The 16,134-nt window shown below is 27.2% G+C and carries 19 protein-coding genes; 12 read left to right on the top strand and 7 right to left on the bottom strand.

Going from position 1 to position 16,134, the window contains the following annotated elements; genetic code table 11:
• Nucleotides 1–78 precede the first annotated feature (78 nt).
• From ACQY5W_RS09425 to ACQY5W_RS09410, 4 genes are all read left to right on the top strand, one after another.
• Nucleotides 79–354, top strand: a complete 276-nt coding sequence (locus tag ACQY5W_RS09425; RefSeq protein WP_428024708.1) for a type II toxin-antitoxin system Phd/YefM family antitoxin — start codon at nt 79–81, stop codon at nt 352–354.
• On the top strand, nt 354–644 hold the full coding sequence (locus ACQY5W_RS09420) for a type II toxin-antitoxin system RelE family toxin (RefSeq protein ID WP_428024707.1): 291 nt from the start codon (nt 354–356) through the stop codon (nt 642–644). Before ACQY5W_RS09425 ends, ACQY5W_RS09420 begins: the two co-directional genes overlap by 1 nt.
• Nucleotides 645–865: 221 nt before the next feature.
• Entirely contained in the window at nt 866–1,405 is a 540-nt protein-coding gene (locus ACQY5W_RS09415) for a hypothetical protein (protein ID WP_428024706.1), read from the top strand.
• Nucleotides 1,406–1,586: 181 nt separating this feature from the next.
• On the top strand, nt 1,587–2,582 hold the full coding sequence (locus tag ACQY5W_RS09410) for an IS110 family transposase (RefSeq protein WP_428024705.1): 996 nt from the start codon (nt 1,587–1,589) through the stop codon (nt 2,580–2,582).
• Nucleotides 2,583–2,718: 136 nt separating this feature from the next.
• Here the strand turns inward: ACQY5W_RS09410 and ACQY5W_RS09405 are convergent, their stop codons facing one another.
• Nucleotides 2,719–3,126, bottom strand: coding sequence for a hypothetical protein (locus ACQY5W_RS09405; RefSeq protein WP_428024704.1), 408 nt, complete (start codon nt 3,124–3,126; stop codon nt 2,719–2,721).
• Nucleotides 3,127–3,137: 11 nt separating this feature from the next.
• On the bottom strand, nt 3,138–4,253 hold the full coding sequence (locus ACQY5W_RS09400; protein WP_428024703.1) for an RHS repeat domain-containing protein: 1,116 nt from the start codon (nt 4,251–4,253) through the stop codon (nt 3,138–3,140).
• Nucleotides 4,254–4,363: 110 nt separating this feature from the next.
• On the opposite strand from ACQY5W_RS09400, the gene ACQY5W_RS09395 reads away from it, so the two are divergent.
• On the top strand, nt 4,364–6,982 hold the full coding sequence (locus ACQY5W_RS09395) for a methyl-accepting chemotaxis protein (protein ID WP_428024702.1): 2,619 nt from the start codon (nt 4,364–4,366) through the stop codon (nt 6,980–6,982).
• 12 nt (nt 6,983–6,994) lie between these two features.
• Here ACQY5W_RS09395 and ACQY5W_RS09390 read toward each other — a convergent pair whose 3' ends face one another.
• A complete protein-coding gene (locus ACQY5W_RS09390; RefSeq protein WP_428024701.1) occupies nt 6,995–7,477 on the bottom strand; it encodes an S-adenosylmethionine--2-demethylmenaquinone methyltransferase in 483 nt (160 codons plus the stop codon).
• Nucleotides 7,478–7,729: 252 nt separating this feature from the next.
• Nucleotides 7,730–7,948 (bottom strand): cold-shock protein, encoded by a 219-nt coding sequence (locus tag ACQY5W_RS09385; RefSeq protein WP_013135109.1) that lies wholly within the window; start codon nt 7,946–7,948, stop codon nt 7,730–7,732.
• 375 nt (nt 7,949–8,323) lie between these two features.
• On the opposite strand from ACQY5W_RS09385, the gene ACQY5W_RS09380 reads away from it, so the two are divergent.
• Nucleotides 8,324–8,965, top strand: a complete 642-nt coding sequence (locus ACQY5W_RS09380; protein WP_428024700.1) for a DsbA family protein — start codon at nt 8,324–8,326, stop codon at nt 8,963–8,965.
• Nucleotides 8,966–8,986: 21 nt separating this feature from the next.
• Here ACQY5W_RS09380 and ACQY5W_RS09375 read toward each other — a convergent pair whose 3' ends face one another.
• Nucleotides 8,987–9,580: a pentapeptide repeat-containing protein gene (locus ACQY5W_RS09375; protein ID WP_428024699.1), complete on the bottom strand. Its 594-nt coding sequence runs from the start codon at nt 9,578–9,580 to the stop codon at nt 8,987–8,989.
• Complete coding sequence (locus ACQY5W_RS09370; protein ID WP_428024698.1) at nt 9,577–9,963, bottom strand: thioredoxin family protein; 387 nt, start codon at nt 9,961–9,963, stop codon at nt 9,577–9,579. Before ACQY5W_RS09370 ends, ACQY5W_RS09375 begins: the two co-directional genes overlap by 4 nt.
• A gap of 128 nt (nt 9,964–10,091) precedes the next feature.
• Between ACQY5W_RS09370 and ACQY5W_RS09365 the strand changes: the two genes are divergently transcribed.
• From ACQY5W_RS09365 to ACQY5W_RS09340, 6 genes are all read left to right on the top strand, one after another.
• A complete protein-coding gene (locus ACQY5W_RS09365) occupies nt 10,092–10,376 on the top strand; it encodes a putative quinol monooxygenase (RefSeq protein WP_428024697.1) in 285 nt (94 codons plus the stop codon).
• Nucleotides 10,377–10,385: 9 nt separating this feature from the next.
• A complete protein-coding gene (locus ACQY5W_RS09360; protein ID WP_428024696.1) occupies nt 10,386–11,573 on the top strand; it encodes a class II aldolase/adducin family protein in 1,188 nt (395 codons plus the stop codon).
• A 322-nt stretch (nt 11,574–11,895) separates the two neighbouring features.
• Nucleotides 11,896–13,461, top strand: coding sequence for an autoinducer-2 kinase (gene lsrK / locus ACQY5W_RS09355; RefSeq protein ID WP_428024695.1), 1,566 nt, complete (start codon nt 11,896–11,898; stop codon nt 13,459–13,461).
• A complete protein-coding gene (locus ACQY5W_RS09350) occupies nt 13,462–13,836 on the top strand; it encodes a cupin domain-containing protein (protein ID WP_428024694.1) in 375 nt (124 codons plus the stop codon).
• A 2-nt stretch (nt 13,837–13,838) separates the two neighbouring features.
• The gene (locus ACQY5W_RS09345; RefSeq protein WP_428024693.1) at nt 13,839–14,615 is read left to right on the top strand and encodes an ion transporter; all 777 of its coding nucleotides are present in this window, start codon (nt 13,839–13,841) and stop codon (nt 14,613–14,615) included.
• 8 nt (nt 14,616–14,623) lie between these two features.
• Nucleotides 14,624–15,574 carry a hypothetical protein gene (locus tag ACQY5W_RS09340; protein WP_428024692.1) on the top strand — a complete coding sequence of 317 codons (951 nt, stop codon included), beginning with the start codon at nt 14,624–14,626 and terminating at the stop codon, nt 15,572–15,574.
• Nucleotides 15,575–15,588: 14 nt separating this feature from the next.
• On the opposite strand, the gene ACQY5W_RS09335 is transcribed toward ACQY5W_RS09340, so the two are convergent.
• Nucleotides 15,589–16,068, bottom strand: a complete 480-nt coding sequence (locus ACQY5W_RS09335; protein WP_428024691.1) for a hypothetical protein — start codon at nt 16,066–16,068, stop codon at nt 15,589–15,591.
• Between the last annotated feature and the right edge of the window lie 66 nt (nt 16,069–16,134).

Here is a 16,134-nt window from a genome sequence, read left to right as displayed (position 1 = left end):
TTTCAAAATTTCTAAGTAATATATACAATTAATATTTTATGTAGTATAATATGTAAAATTTTATGTATAGGATGATTTATGGTAGCGTATAAAAGAGATGAAATCATATCTACAAGTGATGTATCAAGAGGGTTTTCTAATATATTAAATAATATTATAAACCATACAAAAGAACGATTTGTAATATCAAAAAACAATAAACTTGAAGCAATAATATTAGATATAGAAGAGTATGAAAGACTTCGTACTGTCTATGATATGCTTGAAGAAAAAGAAATTGAACAACTTTTATTAAATCGAACAACTGAAGATAAAGAAGTTTCTAACTCAAAAATACTAACTATTGATATCTAATGAAAAAAGATATTAAACTTACTTATCTGAAAAAAGCTACAAAATTTTTAGATAAAAATTCTTCTAAAATAACAGAAACAGAAATTGATAATTTAGTCATTAAATTTATCAAGAATAAACTTTTTAATATTGATATAAACATTGACTATAAACCATTAAGAGGCTCTTTTAATAATTTATTTAGAATTAGAAAAGGCAATATTCGTATTATAGTAACCCTAATAAATAATGAAGTAATAATTGAAGCTATTATTGAAGATATAGGATTTCGAGGAGATATTTATAAATAAATTTTGTAAGTCTCACTTTCCAAAATGGAATTTCTGATTCAAAAAGTTTCAAAGAAGAAAAAGAAAGAGATTCAGCTTGATTTCAGAAAAGTTCCCAAACGAGGTCTGACCCCGATGTTCCTAGATTAGAAATGAGGAGATTATAAAACAATATAAGTATTTACTCACTTATAACTCACTTTAAAATTGTATTTTTCTAATTTAAAAGGATGGTGATTAAAATGATAAATACTTATAAAAGTTTGATTTCAAAATATATTTATGCAAAAGATAATAATAAACCTTATCTGATGAAAGATGTATTTAAAGATAGTGGAAAATTAGATATAGTATTAAACTCTCAAAATATATCTTTTCCTTCTCGAAGTGATGGTTTAGAAAAAATTATCAAAGTTTTGATAAAAGATTTTAATAAAAATTTTGAAAATATCTTTACATTATGTTTTGAGGATACCATTGTCATAGAAAAAAATACTTTAGGTTGTAATTGGTTTGTATTCATGTCTGATAAGGATACAGAAGAAATACGTTTAGGATATGGTACATATCTTTGGAAATTTGATACTTTAGTTGAAGAATTAAATATTACAATTAAAAGTATGGATATTTTATCAAAAAAGGATACTAAAATATTCCCTTGGATTGAAAATGTGCCTTATCCATGGTGTAATTCAAATATATTTTTAAATAGTATGAATAACTTGGAAGTTTTATATCAAATAAAAAATGAGTTAAGCACTTATCTAAAAAATAGAATATAAATCCCATATATTTTCCAAATGGGGTCAGTCTGATAATTACACTTTAAACTTGAGTGGCGACAAGATCGGTAAATATTATTAGATCGTATTACACGAGGTTAGGTTATGTGTAAAACATTAATCAGCTAGGAATCAACTCCTAGCCTAACGAACTCTCAAATATTACTATTGGAGGTTCACGATGTTTAATTGTATCGGATTAGATATTAGTAAAGAATTAATTGCTGTTCATATACCTATTAATAAAGTTGATATAGAAATTGATAACAGTATTAAAAGTATCAAAGGCTTATATTCCAAATTAAAGAAACTATACAAAAATGATATTGACAATTTAGTTTTCATTTTTGAACCAACTGGTTCCTATTCATTTACATTAACCAAGTTTTGTAACGAAAAAAGAATCAAATGTTTTTTGATAAATCCAAAACAATTTTCCAATCATTCAAAAGCTTTAGGTGAGCGGAACAAAACAGATTTAATAGATGCTCAGGTATTATCTAAGTCTTTACATTTAGCCAAAGACAATGAAATAAAAGTGCCTTATATAAACAAGGAAGCTGAGAATATAAAAGAGTTAATGGGATACTATAAATTTCTTTCAAAACAAAAAACTAAAACAATAAATCATCTTGAATCCTTAAGTTCTAAAGAGGGTAATTCTTATGCTATTAATGAGCTTAAAAAATCCATTAAAAACTTAAAAAAACAAGAAACAGACGTATTGATAAAGATTAAAGAAATTATATATTCAGAAAAAAATTTACTTAATGGATATACTAATATAAAAACCTTATCTGGAATAGGTGAAATTGGAGCCATAGTTTTACTACATCTTTTTATTAAATATCCTAAAGCCAATCAAAGACAAATATCTGCACTTATAGGATTGGATCCTATAGTCAAACAATCTGGAACTTCAGTACACAAAAAAGAAAAAATATCAAAAGCTGGTTCTAAAATTTACAGAGGAAGTTTATTTATGGGTGTAATGACTGCCATTAGATTTGATGAAAATTTTAAAAACTTTTTTGAAAGATTAAAATTAAATGGTAAACATACAACTTTAGCACAAATTGCAGTCATGAGAAAAATGGTCATTATTGCTCATTCTTTATATAAAAATGATAAACAATATGATAAAGAATTTTATAAAAAAGCTTGTGGTGGTTTATAAAAAGAGTAATTTAATTACTCTTTTTTATGGAGATTTATTATGTTTTGATATTAATTAGAAATTTTAAAATTTAAAGACTTTTTAAGGTGGCGACTGACCCCGATGTTTAATGTTTAATGTTTGACCCAGATGTGATCTATTTTATTTCTATTTTAGCAATTAAAAAGTTTAATACTAAAATAATAATTATAAAAGAGATATTAAATTCATAAAATAGCCTTTTATCTAAAAAAAATGAAAAAAAAAGTAACAGATATATAAATATATAACTATATTGAAATGTTTTCAAATTTAATTTAGATTCCTTTTCAGATTTTATAATTTTATTTGTAAATAAATTAATAATCTTATTCTTAAATAAAAATATTACAAGAATAATAGACAAAATTTCAATAAAACCTAAAAGAACAAAAAAGATAATTTTTTTGATGTTTATATCAACAAATATTACACTAATCGATAATATAAATAATAACAAATATAAATTTTTTTTATTAAATAATAAGATTGACTCTATATATTTTTCACAATTATTAATATTCATTTTACTCCAAATTATAAGTTATCTATTGCATCTTCTACTGCCCCAGTTATACCTAAACTTTCTGTAATAGCTCCTTCGATTAATCCACTTGCAAATCCAACTACAGTTCCAAAAATACCAGCAACTAGACCGCCCACAGGTGTTCCAGCTATTGTACCTGCAAAAGCAAATGATACACCAACAATTCCAGCTTTTTTAGCACCACTTAGCAAGATATTTCTCATGGGATGCTTACTTGGATGCAAGTGTATTCCTTTTACGCCTGTTTCCAACTCCCCAAAATCATAATCTGGTGATGTATAATCTTTATAATCATCAAACATATGAAATGTATCTTCAACCCTATCTTCAACCGGTACATTATTAAATTGTTTATCAAAAAAATCTTTTAAATAATTTGCTCTTTTTTCAACAATATCAGCAACTTTTGCAATTTTATCTTTCTCAACTTGCATGTCATGCTCAACTTCATCACTATAACTACCACTAACCCATCCGCCATCAGAAATATGTCCATGTCCCATAGCATTACCACCAGAAGTATTTTCAGGGCTATTTATGCTTCCAATTCCTTCATTAGGTGAACCCCAACCACCATCTCCACCATAGTCATCTATAAACCCACTAGGATCAGTATATTTCAAAGGATTATTCATAACATAAGAATATCTATTAAAACTTTGGATCATAAATGGATGTGGTATATTAGGATCAGAACTCAAAAACCTACCAACAGTAGGATCATAAACCCTACCATTCATATGAATAAGTTCAAACTCTTCTATATGTTCATGACCAGTATATCCTCTTTTTACTAAAGGTTTATTTTTATCTGTATCATTTATCCATTCTTGTACTAATTGTTTTCCAAAGGCATCATAAGCTAATCTTTGGATTACTACTCCTGATTCATTGGTTATGGTATCAATAGAACCTAAGGCATCTTTGTGCATATATCGATTTTGTGGAAGTATTAAAATTCCATCATCTTCTTCTACATGTACAGCTACAAGTTCTTCTCCTACATAGATATAATTTTTTTGAAGTACTGTTTGTCCTATATTTTCTTGTTCGTATTGTTTACCTACATAGTAAGTAGTGTTTCCATTGAGTACTTTTTTATACACAAATAAGAATACTTTCAAAAATTATTTATTACAAAATGGTAACAGCTAGTTAACATTTTATGTAATTTTTTTTTGTTAGTATCAGAAAAATAAATTAGAGGAAATTGTATATGAAGAATATTTCTATCAAAAGTAAATTAATAGGTTTAATTATAACAAGTTTGGTGATGTTATCTGTCATATTGCTTTTAGTGAGCTTGAATGAAAGTTTTAAATCTGCAAAAAAAGAGAAATTTGCACAATTGGATTCTTTAGTTGTGTCAAAAAAACAGCACTTAGAAGATTATTTCAATACCATATCTGGATTGATTATTTCAGTTGCAAATAGTAATACTACATCTGAAGGATTATATTATTTTTCTAGATTTTTTAAAGTAATAGAAGAAGATGTAAAAAATGATATTGATTTAGTACTAAAAAAAGATATGAATATAATAAAAAAAGAATTGGTTGAACATTATGAAAGTCAATATATAAATAAGATAAATTTTAATCTTTCAAATGTTGAATCAAAAAAAACTCTGGAAGAGTATCTTCCAAAAACAAATAATGGAATATTGGCTCAATATATCTATATAGTAAAAAATGAAGCTGAAATTGGTAAAAAAAATGATATGCCAAATGAAACAGCACTAGCAGCAACTTATACAATGAACCATGAGAAATATCATGAAACCTTTAATATTATGTTAAAGAAGTTCAATTTATATGATATTTATTTAGTTGATAAAAATGGCTATGTTGTTTATTCTACAAGTAAAGAAAAAGATTTTGCGACAAATTTAAATTCAGGTCCTTATTCAAATACTGCACTTGCAGAAATAAACAAAAAATCAAATGATTTAAATATAGGCGAAGTTATATTTTCAGATTTTAAAACATACTTACCAAGTTATAACTCTCCAGTAGCATTTGTAGCAACACCTGTATTTAAAAAAGGTAAAAGAATTGGTAACTTGATATTCCAATTAGCAGTATCACAAATTGACTTAATTATGAATTTTAAAAATAAGTTTGAAGAGTCAGGTCTAGGGAAAACAGGTAATACTTTTTTAGTTGGAAGCGACTATAAGATGAGAAATAACTATAGATTTATAAATAGTGTAAACGAATCAAATGTTAAAAGTTCTGGAACTACAGTATCTTTTTATGAAGTGAAAACTAAAGCTACGCAAGATGCTTTAAAATTAGGAAAAAGCCATGAAAATATAATTAATAAAGAAGGATATGAAGTATTAAGCTCCTTTGATACTTTAAATATTTTAGGCACCAAGTGGGCTGTTGTGGCTGAAATTAGTAGCGACGAAGCATTTGAATCTACTGTACATTTAAATATAATATTATCTGTAATTGCTTTTGTTGTATTACTTTTGACAATACTTATATCTATTGTACTGTTAAATAGTTTTGTCATTAGACCATTAAATAAATTTCAAGGTGGACTTTTAGGATTTTTTAAATATTTGAATAATGAAATTTTAAATATAGAGTATCTTGATGAAAGAGGTAATGATGAAATTTCAAGAATGTCAGTAGTTGTAAATGAGAATATTAAAAAAACAAATGAGACAATTGAAAAAGACAAAGTATTGATTGCTGAAACAGTAAAAGTTTTAGGTGATTTTGAAAATGGAGATTTATCTCAAAGAATTACTAATAATTCTAATAATCCAGCATTAAATGAATTGAAAAATGTATTAAATAATATGGGAGATAATTTAGAAAACAATATTTCAAATATACTAAATATCTTAGAACAATACACACAACATAATTATATGGAAAAAGTAAAAACTGAAAATTTAAAAGAGCATTTATTAAGACTTGCAATTGGTGTAAATAATCTTGGAGATTCTATAACAAGTATTTTAGTAGAAAACAAAAGAAATGGATTAACGTTAGATGAAACTTCTGATATGTTACTTGTTAATGTAAATAAATTAAATCTAAGTTCAAGTGAAGCAGCTGCTTCACTTGAAGAAACAGCTGCTGCTGTTGACCAAATCACTGGAAATATTAGACATAATACAGAAAATATCCAAAAAATGGCACAGTTATCTAATGATGTTACAAAATCTGCAAACGAAGGTGAAGACTTAGCGAATAAAACTACTATAGCTATGGATGAAATAAATAAACAAGTAACTTCAATAAATGAAGCAATTACAGTAATAGACCAAATTGCTTTTCAAACAAATATACTTTCACTTAATGCAGCCGTTGAAGCAGCAACAGCAGGAGAAGCTGGTAAAGGATTTGCAGTTGTTGCTCAAGAAGTTAGAAATCTAGCAAATAGAAGTGCTGAAGCGGCACGTGAGATAAAAGGAATAGTTGAACAAGCTACGTTAAAAGCAAATGAGGGTAAAAATATTGCAGATAATATGATTAATGGTTATAAAAATTTAAATAATAATATATCACAAACTATAAATTTAATTTCAGATATCGAAATGGCAAGTAAAGAACAACTACATGGTATTGAGCAAATAAATGACACCATAACAACTTTGGATAGACAAACACAAGAAAATGCAACCGTTGCTGCTGAATCAAATGAAATAGCAATGATAACAGATGAAATATCTAAACTTGTAGTTAGTAATGCAAATGCAAAAGAGTTTATTGGTAAAGATGATGTGAAGCCAAGAAAAAGAAAAAAAATGAAAAAATTAAAAGATAATTTTGAAAAAAGTGCTAATGCAAAAGATAATGATTGGGAGAGCTTTTAAACTCTCTCCGCATTAGATTAGTTTATCTTTAGAAATAATTACTCCATCTAAGTCTGCATATAAATAATCACCCTGATTAAATGTAACTCCACCAAAGCTTAATTGATTTCCTCTTGATGAAATTGTTTTTTCAAAGTTTCTTAATGGACAAGTTCCAATTGCATATAAAGCAACATCAATATCTTTTGTATATGCTACATCTCTAACATATCCATTTATAATTATTGCTTGCCAGTTATTTTTTTTCGCATATGCCATTAGTTTATCGCCAACTACACCATAAAAATATCTTGCATTGTCAACAACTACAACTTTCCCTTCACCATCTTCATCTCTTAGCATTTCTAATAGTTCCCAATTACTTTTATCAAGTTTAATTGTAACAATCTCTCCTGCACATTTTTTTAATCCACCATAATTTTTATATTCATTTGATAGTACTTGTATTTTTTTATCTTGGTTATCATCACATAAATCAGCAGTTTCAAAAATCATTCTTTCCCCTTTAGATTATAATTGAAGATGCAAGTGTAGAGAAAAAAAGTATATAATAGATTTAAAATTTAAAAAAAATTAAGAATTTATAAAAAAAATCCAATCAGTGTTTCAAAAAGAAACATAATTTTAAATTAAAAACTATTTTTTAAGAGTTTTATTAAAATAAACTTAAAAAATATAGGGAAAAAGGAGATAAAAAAAGGTTAGTCTTTTGACTAACCTTTAATATAATAGTAAATAAATTTATTATTATAAAGCTGTTACATTTTCAGCTTGTGGACCTTTTTGACCTTCAGCTACTTCGAAAGTTACTTTTTGACCTTCATTTAAAGATACTCTACCGTATCCAGTACTGTTAATTTGTCTATAATGTACGAATACATCTTTTCCACCATTTTCTTGTTCGATAAATCCAAAACCTTTTTCGCTATTGAACCATTTTACTGTTCCGTTTACTAAATCTGCCATGCAGTTTCCTTTGTTGTTTAAAATACTTTATTACTAAAGCTTGTAGAAAATATAAATTTGAGTGTTCTTTATGGTAGATTATTTGTACAGCAAAAAAGTTGTCAATAAAAAAAAGCCAAAGATGAAACTCGAAACCATCTTCATAAAAACAGTATATCTAAAATAAAAATTAAATGCAAGAAATTGTATTCGTCCAATACCTATTATTTAAATTTATAATCAATATAAAACATTTTTGTATTATATGGTATATAACTTTTAAATTTTTTTATTCCATAAAAACTAAGTTTTTATTAGTATAATTTTGATTTTTAAAAAAATTATTTATCTTTCATTAATGAAAAAATATTAGAATACGAAAATTTAGGAGAAAAAATGCAAAATAAAAAAGTCGTTTTAATATCAATTGTTGTTTTAGTTGGATTATTTCTTATAGGTGGTTATTTTTATAAAGAAAATAAAAAAACTACAAATGTAAAAATATCAAATGAAAATGCTGAATTATTACAAAGGGATTATTCTTTAGTAATTGGTTCAAAGGATGCCAAAGTTCAATTAGTAGAGTTCTTTGACCCAGCTTGTGGAACTTGTGCGTACTATTATCCATTTGTAAAAAGTATTTTGGCAAAACATAAAGATAATATAAAGTTAGTATTAAGATATGCACCTTTCCATGCAAATGCAAACTATGCTGTAAAAATGTTAGAAGGAGCAAGGGAACAAAACCTTTTCAAAGAGACTTTAGAGTTGATGTATAATACACAAAGTCAATGGATAAATGACCATGGAGTTGATCCAAGAAAATTATGGATTGTTTTAGAAAAATCATACTTATTAGATATGAAAAAATTGTCTCAAAGTATGGAAAATATTATGTATGATAAAATCATTGAACAAGATTTAAGTGATGCAAGAGCATTAAATGTTAGAGGTACACCTACATTTTTTGTAAATAAAAAACCACTTCAGGATTTAAGTGGTGAAAACTTAGAAAAACTAATCGAGTCAGAGTTATAAAAGATACTTTAAAAGTATCTTTTATTTACAAGTACTCTCTTTAAATTTTACTTCTTCGCCTTTTAAATAATCACAATCTTTTTTTAACAATGTTGCCCTTTCAAAAACTGCACCAAATGCTAATACATCAGATAGGTTAGATTTAGTTAAATCTATATCTACAAATTTAGCTTCTGCAATTCTAGAAGATGAAAAATTAACATTATCAATAGTTGCTTCATTAAATTGGACTCCCCATAGGTTTGTTTCAACAAATGATATGTTTGATAATTCTGATAGTTGAAGATTTGCACCTTTTAATATACTTCTATCAAAATTTGAATCTTTTATAACAGAACTTTCAAAATTTACTTTAAAAAAGTTAGAATCATTTGCTTTTACATTCTCAAGTTTTGTCCCCCAAAAGGTTGCCCTTGCAAAGTTTGATTTAGAAAGATTTGCACCACTTAAGTTTGAGCCTGCTAAATTTGCCTTTCCAAAATCCATACCCGATAAATCAGCATTTGTTAAATCACACTCTTCACAAATAGATGTTTTTTTAAATTTTTCAAGTTGTGTTTGGTCAAATGAAAAAAGTAAAGTAAAGCTAAAAATTAGAAGAAATATCTTTTTCATTTTTTACTCTCTTTTACAAGGGTCATAAATTTGTCTATTTTTAATCCACCCATTGTTTTGTTGTAAACATTTTTTCCATCTTTTGAAAAATAAAATCTTGGTATTCCCCAAAATTGCATTTGTTCAGGAATATTTGTATCACTAATATCAAACTGATAAGAAACAAAGTTTTTGTTGACATAGTTTTTAACTTCATCTTTTGTAAAAACATGTTTTTTCATATAATTACACTCTGGACAAGTTGGTGAACTAACCATCACAAAAATTGGTTTGTTTTCTTTTTTTGCTTTTTGGATTGCACTGTCATAATCCTTTTCCCAATTGATGCTTGCTGCATTTAATGTAAGAAAAGATATAAGAAGTGTTGCTACTAATTTAATCATAATTAACTCCTATATTTATTTTGATATTATAGCTACTTATAATAGAAATATATTCTTAAATTTCATTTTTAGTTATTAAGTCAAAATATAATAAAATGAAAACTATTAACTAAACAATTGGAGATATTATGAGTATTATAAAAAAAGTTACATTTATAGCAAAAGATGATTGTATTAAACAGATGAAAGATTTATTAAAAACTATGGTTGAGCCTTCAAAAAATGAAAAGGGATGTTTATCATATGAAATTTATCAATTAAAAGAAAACCCTGCAAAGTTTGTTGTTGTTGAAGCTTGGGAAGATGAAGAGTCCTTAGAAGGACATAAAACAACTGCACACTATAAACACTATAAAGCAACTTTTGAGCCATACTGTAAAGATAAATACAGTGATGATTTAGAAATAATTTAAGGTATTAGTTTGAAAAATTTATGGACAGATGAAGAAGCACAAAAGTATAAAAGTGATTTAGAACTAAGAGTTTTTACTTCAAATTTATTAGGTAGAAGTGATGAACTTGTTCTTCATGGAGGTGGAAATACTTCTGTAAAATCAAAGGTAGATGGTGAAGATATCCTTTATGTAAAAGGAAGTGGTTGGGACTTGGTAAGTATTGAAAAAGAGGGCTTTGCTCCTGTTAAACTTGACACTTTAATAGAAATGGCAAAACTTGAAAGCTTAAGTGATAGTGATATGGTATCACAACAAAAAGCAGCAATGATTGATAAAAGTGCACCAAACCCTTCAGTTGAAGCAATACTTCATGCTATTATTCCTTTTAAGTTTGTTGACCATACGCACGCTGATGCAGTGGTTACAATATCAAACAATAAAAATGGAATAGAAAATATCAAAAAAGTTTTTCCAAACTTTTTAATTATCCCTTATGTTATGCCAGGTTTTATTTTAGCGCGTACTATTTATGAGATGGCTAAGGATTATGATTGGAAAAATAGTGATGGAATTATTTTACATAATCATGGAATTTTTACCTTTGATGATGATGCAAAAAAATCTTATGACAAAATGATAGCTGCTGTTAGTTTAGCAGAGAAGTTTTTAGAAGATAATGCAAAAGTTGAAATACCAAATTTACAAGCAAAAGGTTTTGATTTGGATGAACTTAAAACTATCATTTCTAAAGAAAAAGGTTATGAGGTAGTTCTAAAAGTAAATCAAAACGAAGAGGCTATATATTATGCTTCTCAAAGCAATCTTAAAGATGGTGTTACAAAAGGAGTTTTAACTCCTGAGCATATTATTAGAACTAAAAAGATTCCTTTAGTATTGGAAAATAGTGATATACAAAATGCAGTTGATGAGTATAAAAAAGAGTACAAAGCATATTTTGATAGGTACGCAAAAGATGAAATTTGTCTAAATCCTGCCCCAAATTACGCCGTAATAAAAGAGTTTGGAGTAGTTTGTTTTGGAAAAGATGAAAAAGAAGCAAGTATTATAAATGACATAGTAAGCCATACTATTAGTGCTGTTTTAAAAGCTGAAAAATTAGGTGGCTTTGTAAGTATAAGTGAAAAAGATAGTTTTGAGATGGAATACTGGGAACTAGAGCAAGCAAAACTAGCAAAAAGTGCTATCACGAAGTGATAAGTTTCTTGAAATATTGAAAATGGAAGGGGCAAGTGAAAAGGTAAAAGGTAGTGACTATTTTCTTTTTTCTGCTTCTCCTGACCTTACTCCTCTATGGGCAATAAGTTTTTGTTCATCTTTTTTAAAATTATCCCAAAAATCCATTTTTACGACTCTTTTTAGTATATAGTATGTCTATTATTCTTTAAGTAGACTTAAATTTTATAATTTGTTTATTATAATTATATGATATAATTTATTCTAAAAGAAATAAGAGAGTTTGATAAATTTTGTATATAAATATAAATGGCGATTGTCAATTTTATCTTAGTGGGAGAATATGGTGAAATATTTAATGGCCATTGATGCAGGGACAGGAAGTGTTCGTGCTGTTATATTTGATACTATGGGAAAACAAATTAGTGTAGGTCAAAGGGAATGGACTCACCTTGAAGAAGAGGGCGTCGCAAATAGTATGAGCTTTGATTTTGATACAAATTGGTTACTTTGTATAGAGTGTATAAAAGAAGCAATTGAAACTGCAAACATAAATCCAAATGACATTTTAGCTTTAAGTTCAACAAGTATGAGAGAAGGTATTGTTTTATATGATGCTTTTGGTAATGAACTATGGGGTGTAGCAAATGTAGATGCAAGAGCATCAAAAGAAGTTAAATATTTAAAAGAAAACTTTGAAGGAATTGAAGAAGAGTTTTATAAATCTTCTGGTCAAACCTTTGCCTTAGGAGCTCTTCCTCGTATTTTATGGCTTAAAAATAATAGACCAAAGACCTATGAAAAAGTTGCAAAAATCTCCATGATAGGAGATTGGATTTTAGCAAAACTTAGTGGTGTAATTGCAAGTGACCCAAGTAATGGTGGGACTACTGGTATATTTTCACTAAAAAATAGAACTTGGGATGAGTCACAAGCTAAAAGAATCGGATTGAAAGATAATATTTTCCCTCCTTGTTATGAAGTTGGAACAGTTATAGGAAGTGTAAATGAGAAGGCTTCTATAGAAACTGGATTATCAACTAATACAAAAGTTGTGATGGGTGGAGGAGATGTACAGTTAGGCTCTGCCGGACTTGGTGTTGTTGAAGTTGGTCAAGTGGCAGTTTTAGGTGGCTCTTTTTGGCAACAAATTGTAAATATTTCAAAGGATATAAATCCTCCCCAAGATATGAGTCTAAGAGTAAATCCCCATGTTATTCCAAGTCAATCTCAAGCAGAAGGAATTACTTTTTTTTCTGGGCTTATTATGAGATGGTTTAGGGATGCCTTTTGTGATATGGAAAAACTACAAGCAAAAGAACAAAATATCGATATATATGAAATATTGGAGAATAAAGCAAAGGGTGTACCTGTAGGTTCACATGGAATAATGCCAATATTTTCTGATTCTATGAAGTATGGTAAATGGTACCATGCAAGTCCAAGTTTTATAAATTTAAGCATTGACCCAAGCGTTTGCAATAAGGCTTCCATGTTTAGAAGTTTACAAGAAAATGCGTCTATTGTAAGTGCTATAAATTTGGAAAAAGTGGAAAATTTTACAAATCTTAAATTCTCTGAAATAGTTTTTGCTGGAGGGGCAAGTAAAGGAAAACTTTGGCCTCAAATATTAGCAGATGTAACAGGATGTAAAATAAAAATACCAAAAGTTACAGAAGCTACAGCACTAGGTGCTGCAATGGCAGCAGGTGTTGGTGCTGGAGTTTTTAAATCACTAAGTGAAGCTTCAAAAGAGTTGATTGTTTGGGATAAAGAGTATTTACCAAATATGGAAAATAAAAAAAAATATGATGATATAAAAAATAAGTGGATTAAAATTTATGAAAAACAATTAGAATTGGTTGATTTAGGCTTAGCTAATTCTATGTGGAAAGCACCAGGAGTATAGATGAAGCTAACAAATGAAAACGAACATGAATATAGATATGGAACACATGGACCAAAATATCTTACCAAAGGTCTTATGGTTGATATGGGAGTTGTTGTTATTGGAGTAGGGGAAGAACACCCTTGTCATAAACATGTTTTCCAAGAAGAGTCATTTTTTGTTTTAGAAGGTGAATGCAGTGTTTATCTTGATGGAGTAAAAGTAGTAATTAAAAAAGGTGATTATTTACAATGTGAACTTGGTGAATCTCATATGTTTATAAATGAGAGTGAAAAGCCTTTTAAAGCTGTATTTATAAAAGCTCCACATAGTGAAGTAAAAGATTCAGTTTATATTGATTGGAAGCCAGGACAAGAGTTTATAAAAGAGGATTAATAATGGAATTAAAGAAAAATCTCCATGAAATATTAGAAAAACCAAATACCCATAAATATGGGATGTTTGTTCAAGTAATTATATATATTAATATTTTTGTTAGTATTCTTGTTTTATTTTTAGAAACTGAAGAGTCTTTACAACCATATAAAAATATGTTTGATATGATTAATATGATTAGTATTATCATTTTTACAGTTGAATATATTTCAAGACTGTATAGTATTAATTATTTGAACAATCGTAAGAGACTTAGATATATGTTTACTCCTTTTATGATTATTGATTTATTAGTATTACTTCCATTTTATCTATCTTTTTTAAATATTGATTTAGCTTTTTTAAGAACATTGAGAATCCTAAGAATATTTAAGCTCTTTAGACTTGCAAAATTTATAGAATTTGATAATATACTAGCACAAATAGTTACAGAAAAAAAAGAAGAGTTTATATTTATTTTAATTGCTTCTGTTATAATACTATTTACGATAGCTCCATTGGTTTTTTATTTTGAACATGATGTTCAACCGATGGTTTTTAAAAGTATGTTGGACTCTTTATGGTGGTCGATTGTAACATTTACAACTGTTGGATATGGTGATATGTATCCAATAACTGGAATGGGAAGAATTTTGGCTACTTTTTTAGGAGTATTTGGAATTGCATTTTATGCAATACCTGGTTCAATTTTAACTTCGGCATTTTTGGATAAGATGAATCATAAAAAGCATGATAGGCAAGAAAGAAATTCTCGAGAAAAAAATAGTGATGAAGAATAAGGTCTAAGATGGAAGAAAGAGTATTAGAAATTGAAAAGTTAAAAGCTGCTTTAGGTGAAACTATGACTCAAGAAGAGATTGAAAAAAAACTTAGAGAAAAAACACAAGCAGGAACCAAAGATAGTACTATTGAAAAAAAAGAGATAATTGAAGATGTTGAAGTTATTGAAGAAAATGAACAAGAAGAACAAGAAGAAATAGTTCAAGAATTAGAAATCGAAGACAAAAAAGAAGATAATAATCTTGAAGAATATCCAGAAGAAGATGAAAAAGAAGATGAAGAACCAGTAACTTTTGAAATTCAAATGGAAGAAATATCTCCTGAAAAATTAGCACAATTAAATAAAAGAAGAATGGAAGAGAAAAATGGTAAAAGTTCTATAAATACTATTATTTATATTTTCTCTTTTGTGGCAATATTATTGATGATTTTTGCTGGATATTTATATATGAAAAAACCTACAGCTGTTGTTAAAGAGGTAGTAGTTTATAAAGATAGCGAACCTAAAGAGATAATAAAAGAGGTTGTAAAAGAAAAAATTGTAACATCAGAAAAAGATATTGATGATAAAACCTTAAAAAAATATTTCAACTCTCAAAAATATGAAATATACAAATGTTATGACTTTAAAGTTGGACAAACAAATTTTCCTAATGAATGTAAAAATACAATAAAAGAGTTTTTACATAAAAATTCAGATAGTTTTAAATTGGAAGTTATTGCAGTGGTATCACCAGATGACATTGAGCTAATAAATAAAATAAAACTTGAAAATGAGAATGCAAAAATAAAAGAGTATATAGTACGAGGCTTTTCAAGAGGAAGGGTACTTGAAACAACTTTTTATATTAAGGATTTTATAAAAGATGATGTTATTTTAACTCCTGTAAATTACTATGTAACTTCTAAAAAATTAAGTAAGGGTATAATCATAAAAGCTTATTATTTAGAAAAATAATAAGCTTAACTTTTTTATTTGTGAGATATATTTTTTTGAAGCAACTCACCTTGTTCATTCATTAAATAAGCAGCTCCAAAACCTAAAACTAAAGATTTTTCTTTTGGGCTTAATTCAACTATTTTAAAATCTTTCATTGTTCTAATAAAACTTAGACTTTCTCCATATCTTTTATCAAATAGTTCAAAATACTCTTCACCTTCTACTATTTTACAATTAGCACCAAAATACAATCTTTTTCTTGCAAATATATGTGAAGCATCTTTTTCATCTTCTATAATAAATACATGAGCTTTTAGGGTTTGTTCTATATTTTTGTAATGTGGCATTGATGAGCTCATTACCGTATAAAATTTACCCTTAGCTTCAACAAATGGAGAATAACTTGTAAGTGCTTCAATCTCTTTATTTGAAGTTGAAAGTATTAGGGAAAATTTGTCTTTTGTAAATGTAGTAAATATTTCAATAATTTCATTATCAGTTAGTTTTTTCATAAATTTCCTTTTTTGCATTATATATTTAAAATATTAAAATAAATTAAAAAGGTTATTTTAGTAAAA

It is taken from the genome of Arcobacter sp. (genome assembly GCF_050300555.1).
In the GTDB taxonomy this organism is placed as follows: domain Bacteria; phylum Campylobacterota; class Campylobacteria; order Campylobacterales; family Arcobacteraceae; genus Arcobacter.
The sequence above is the reverse complement of the archived record's forward strand: the minus strand, read 5'-3'. Positions and strand labels throughout refer to the sequence as shown.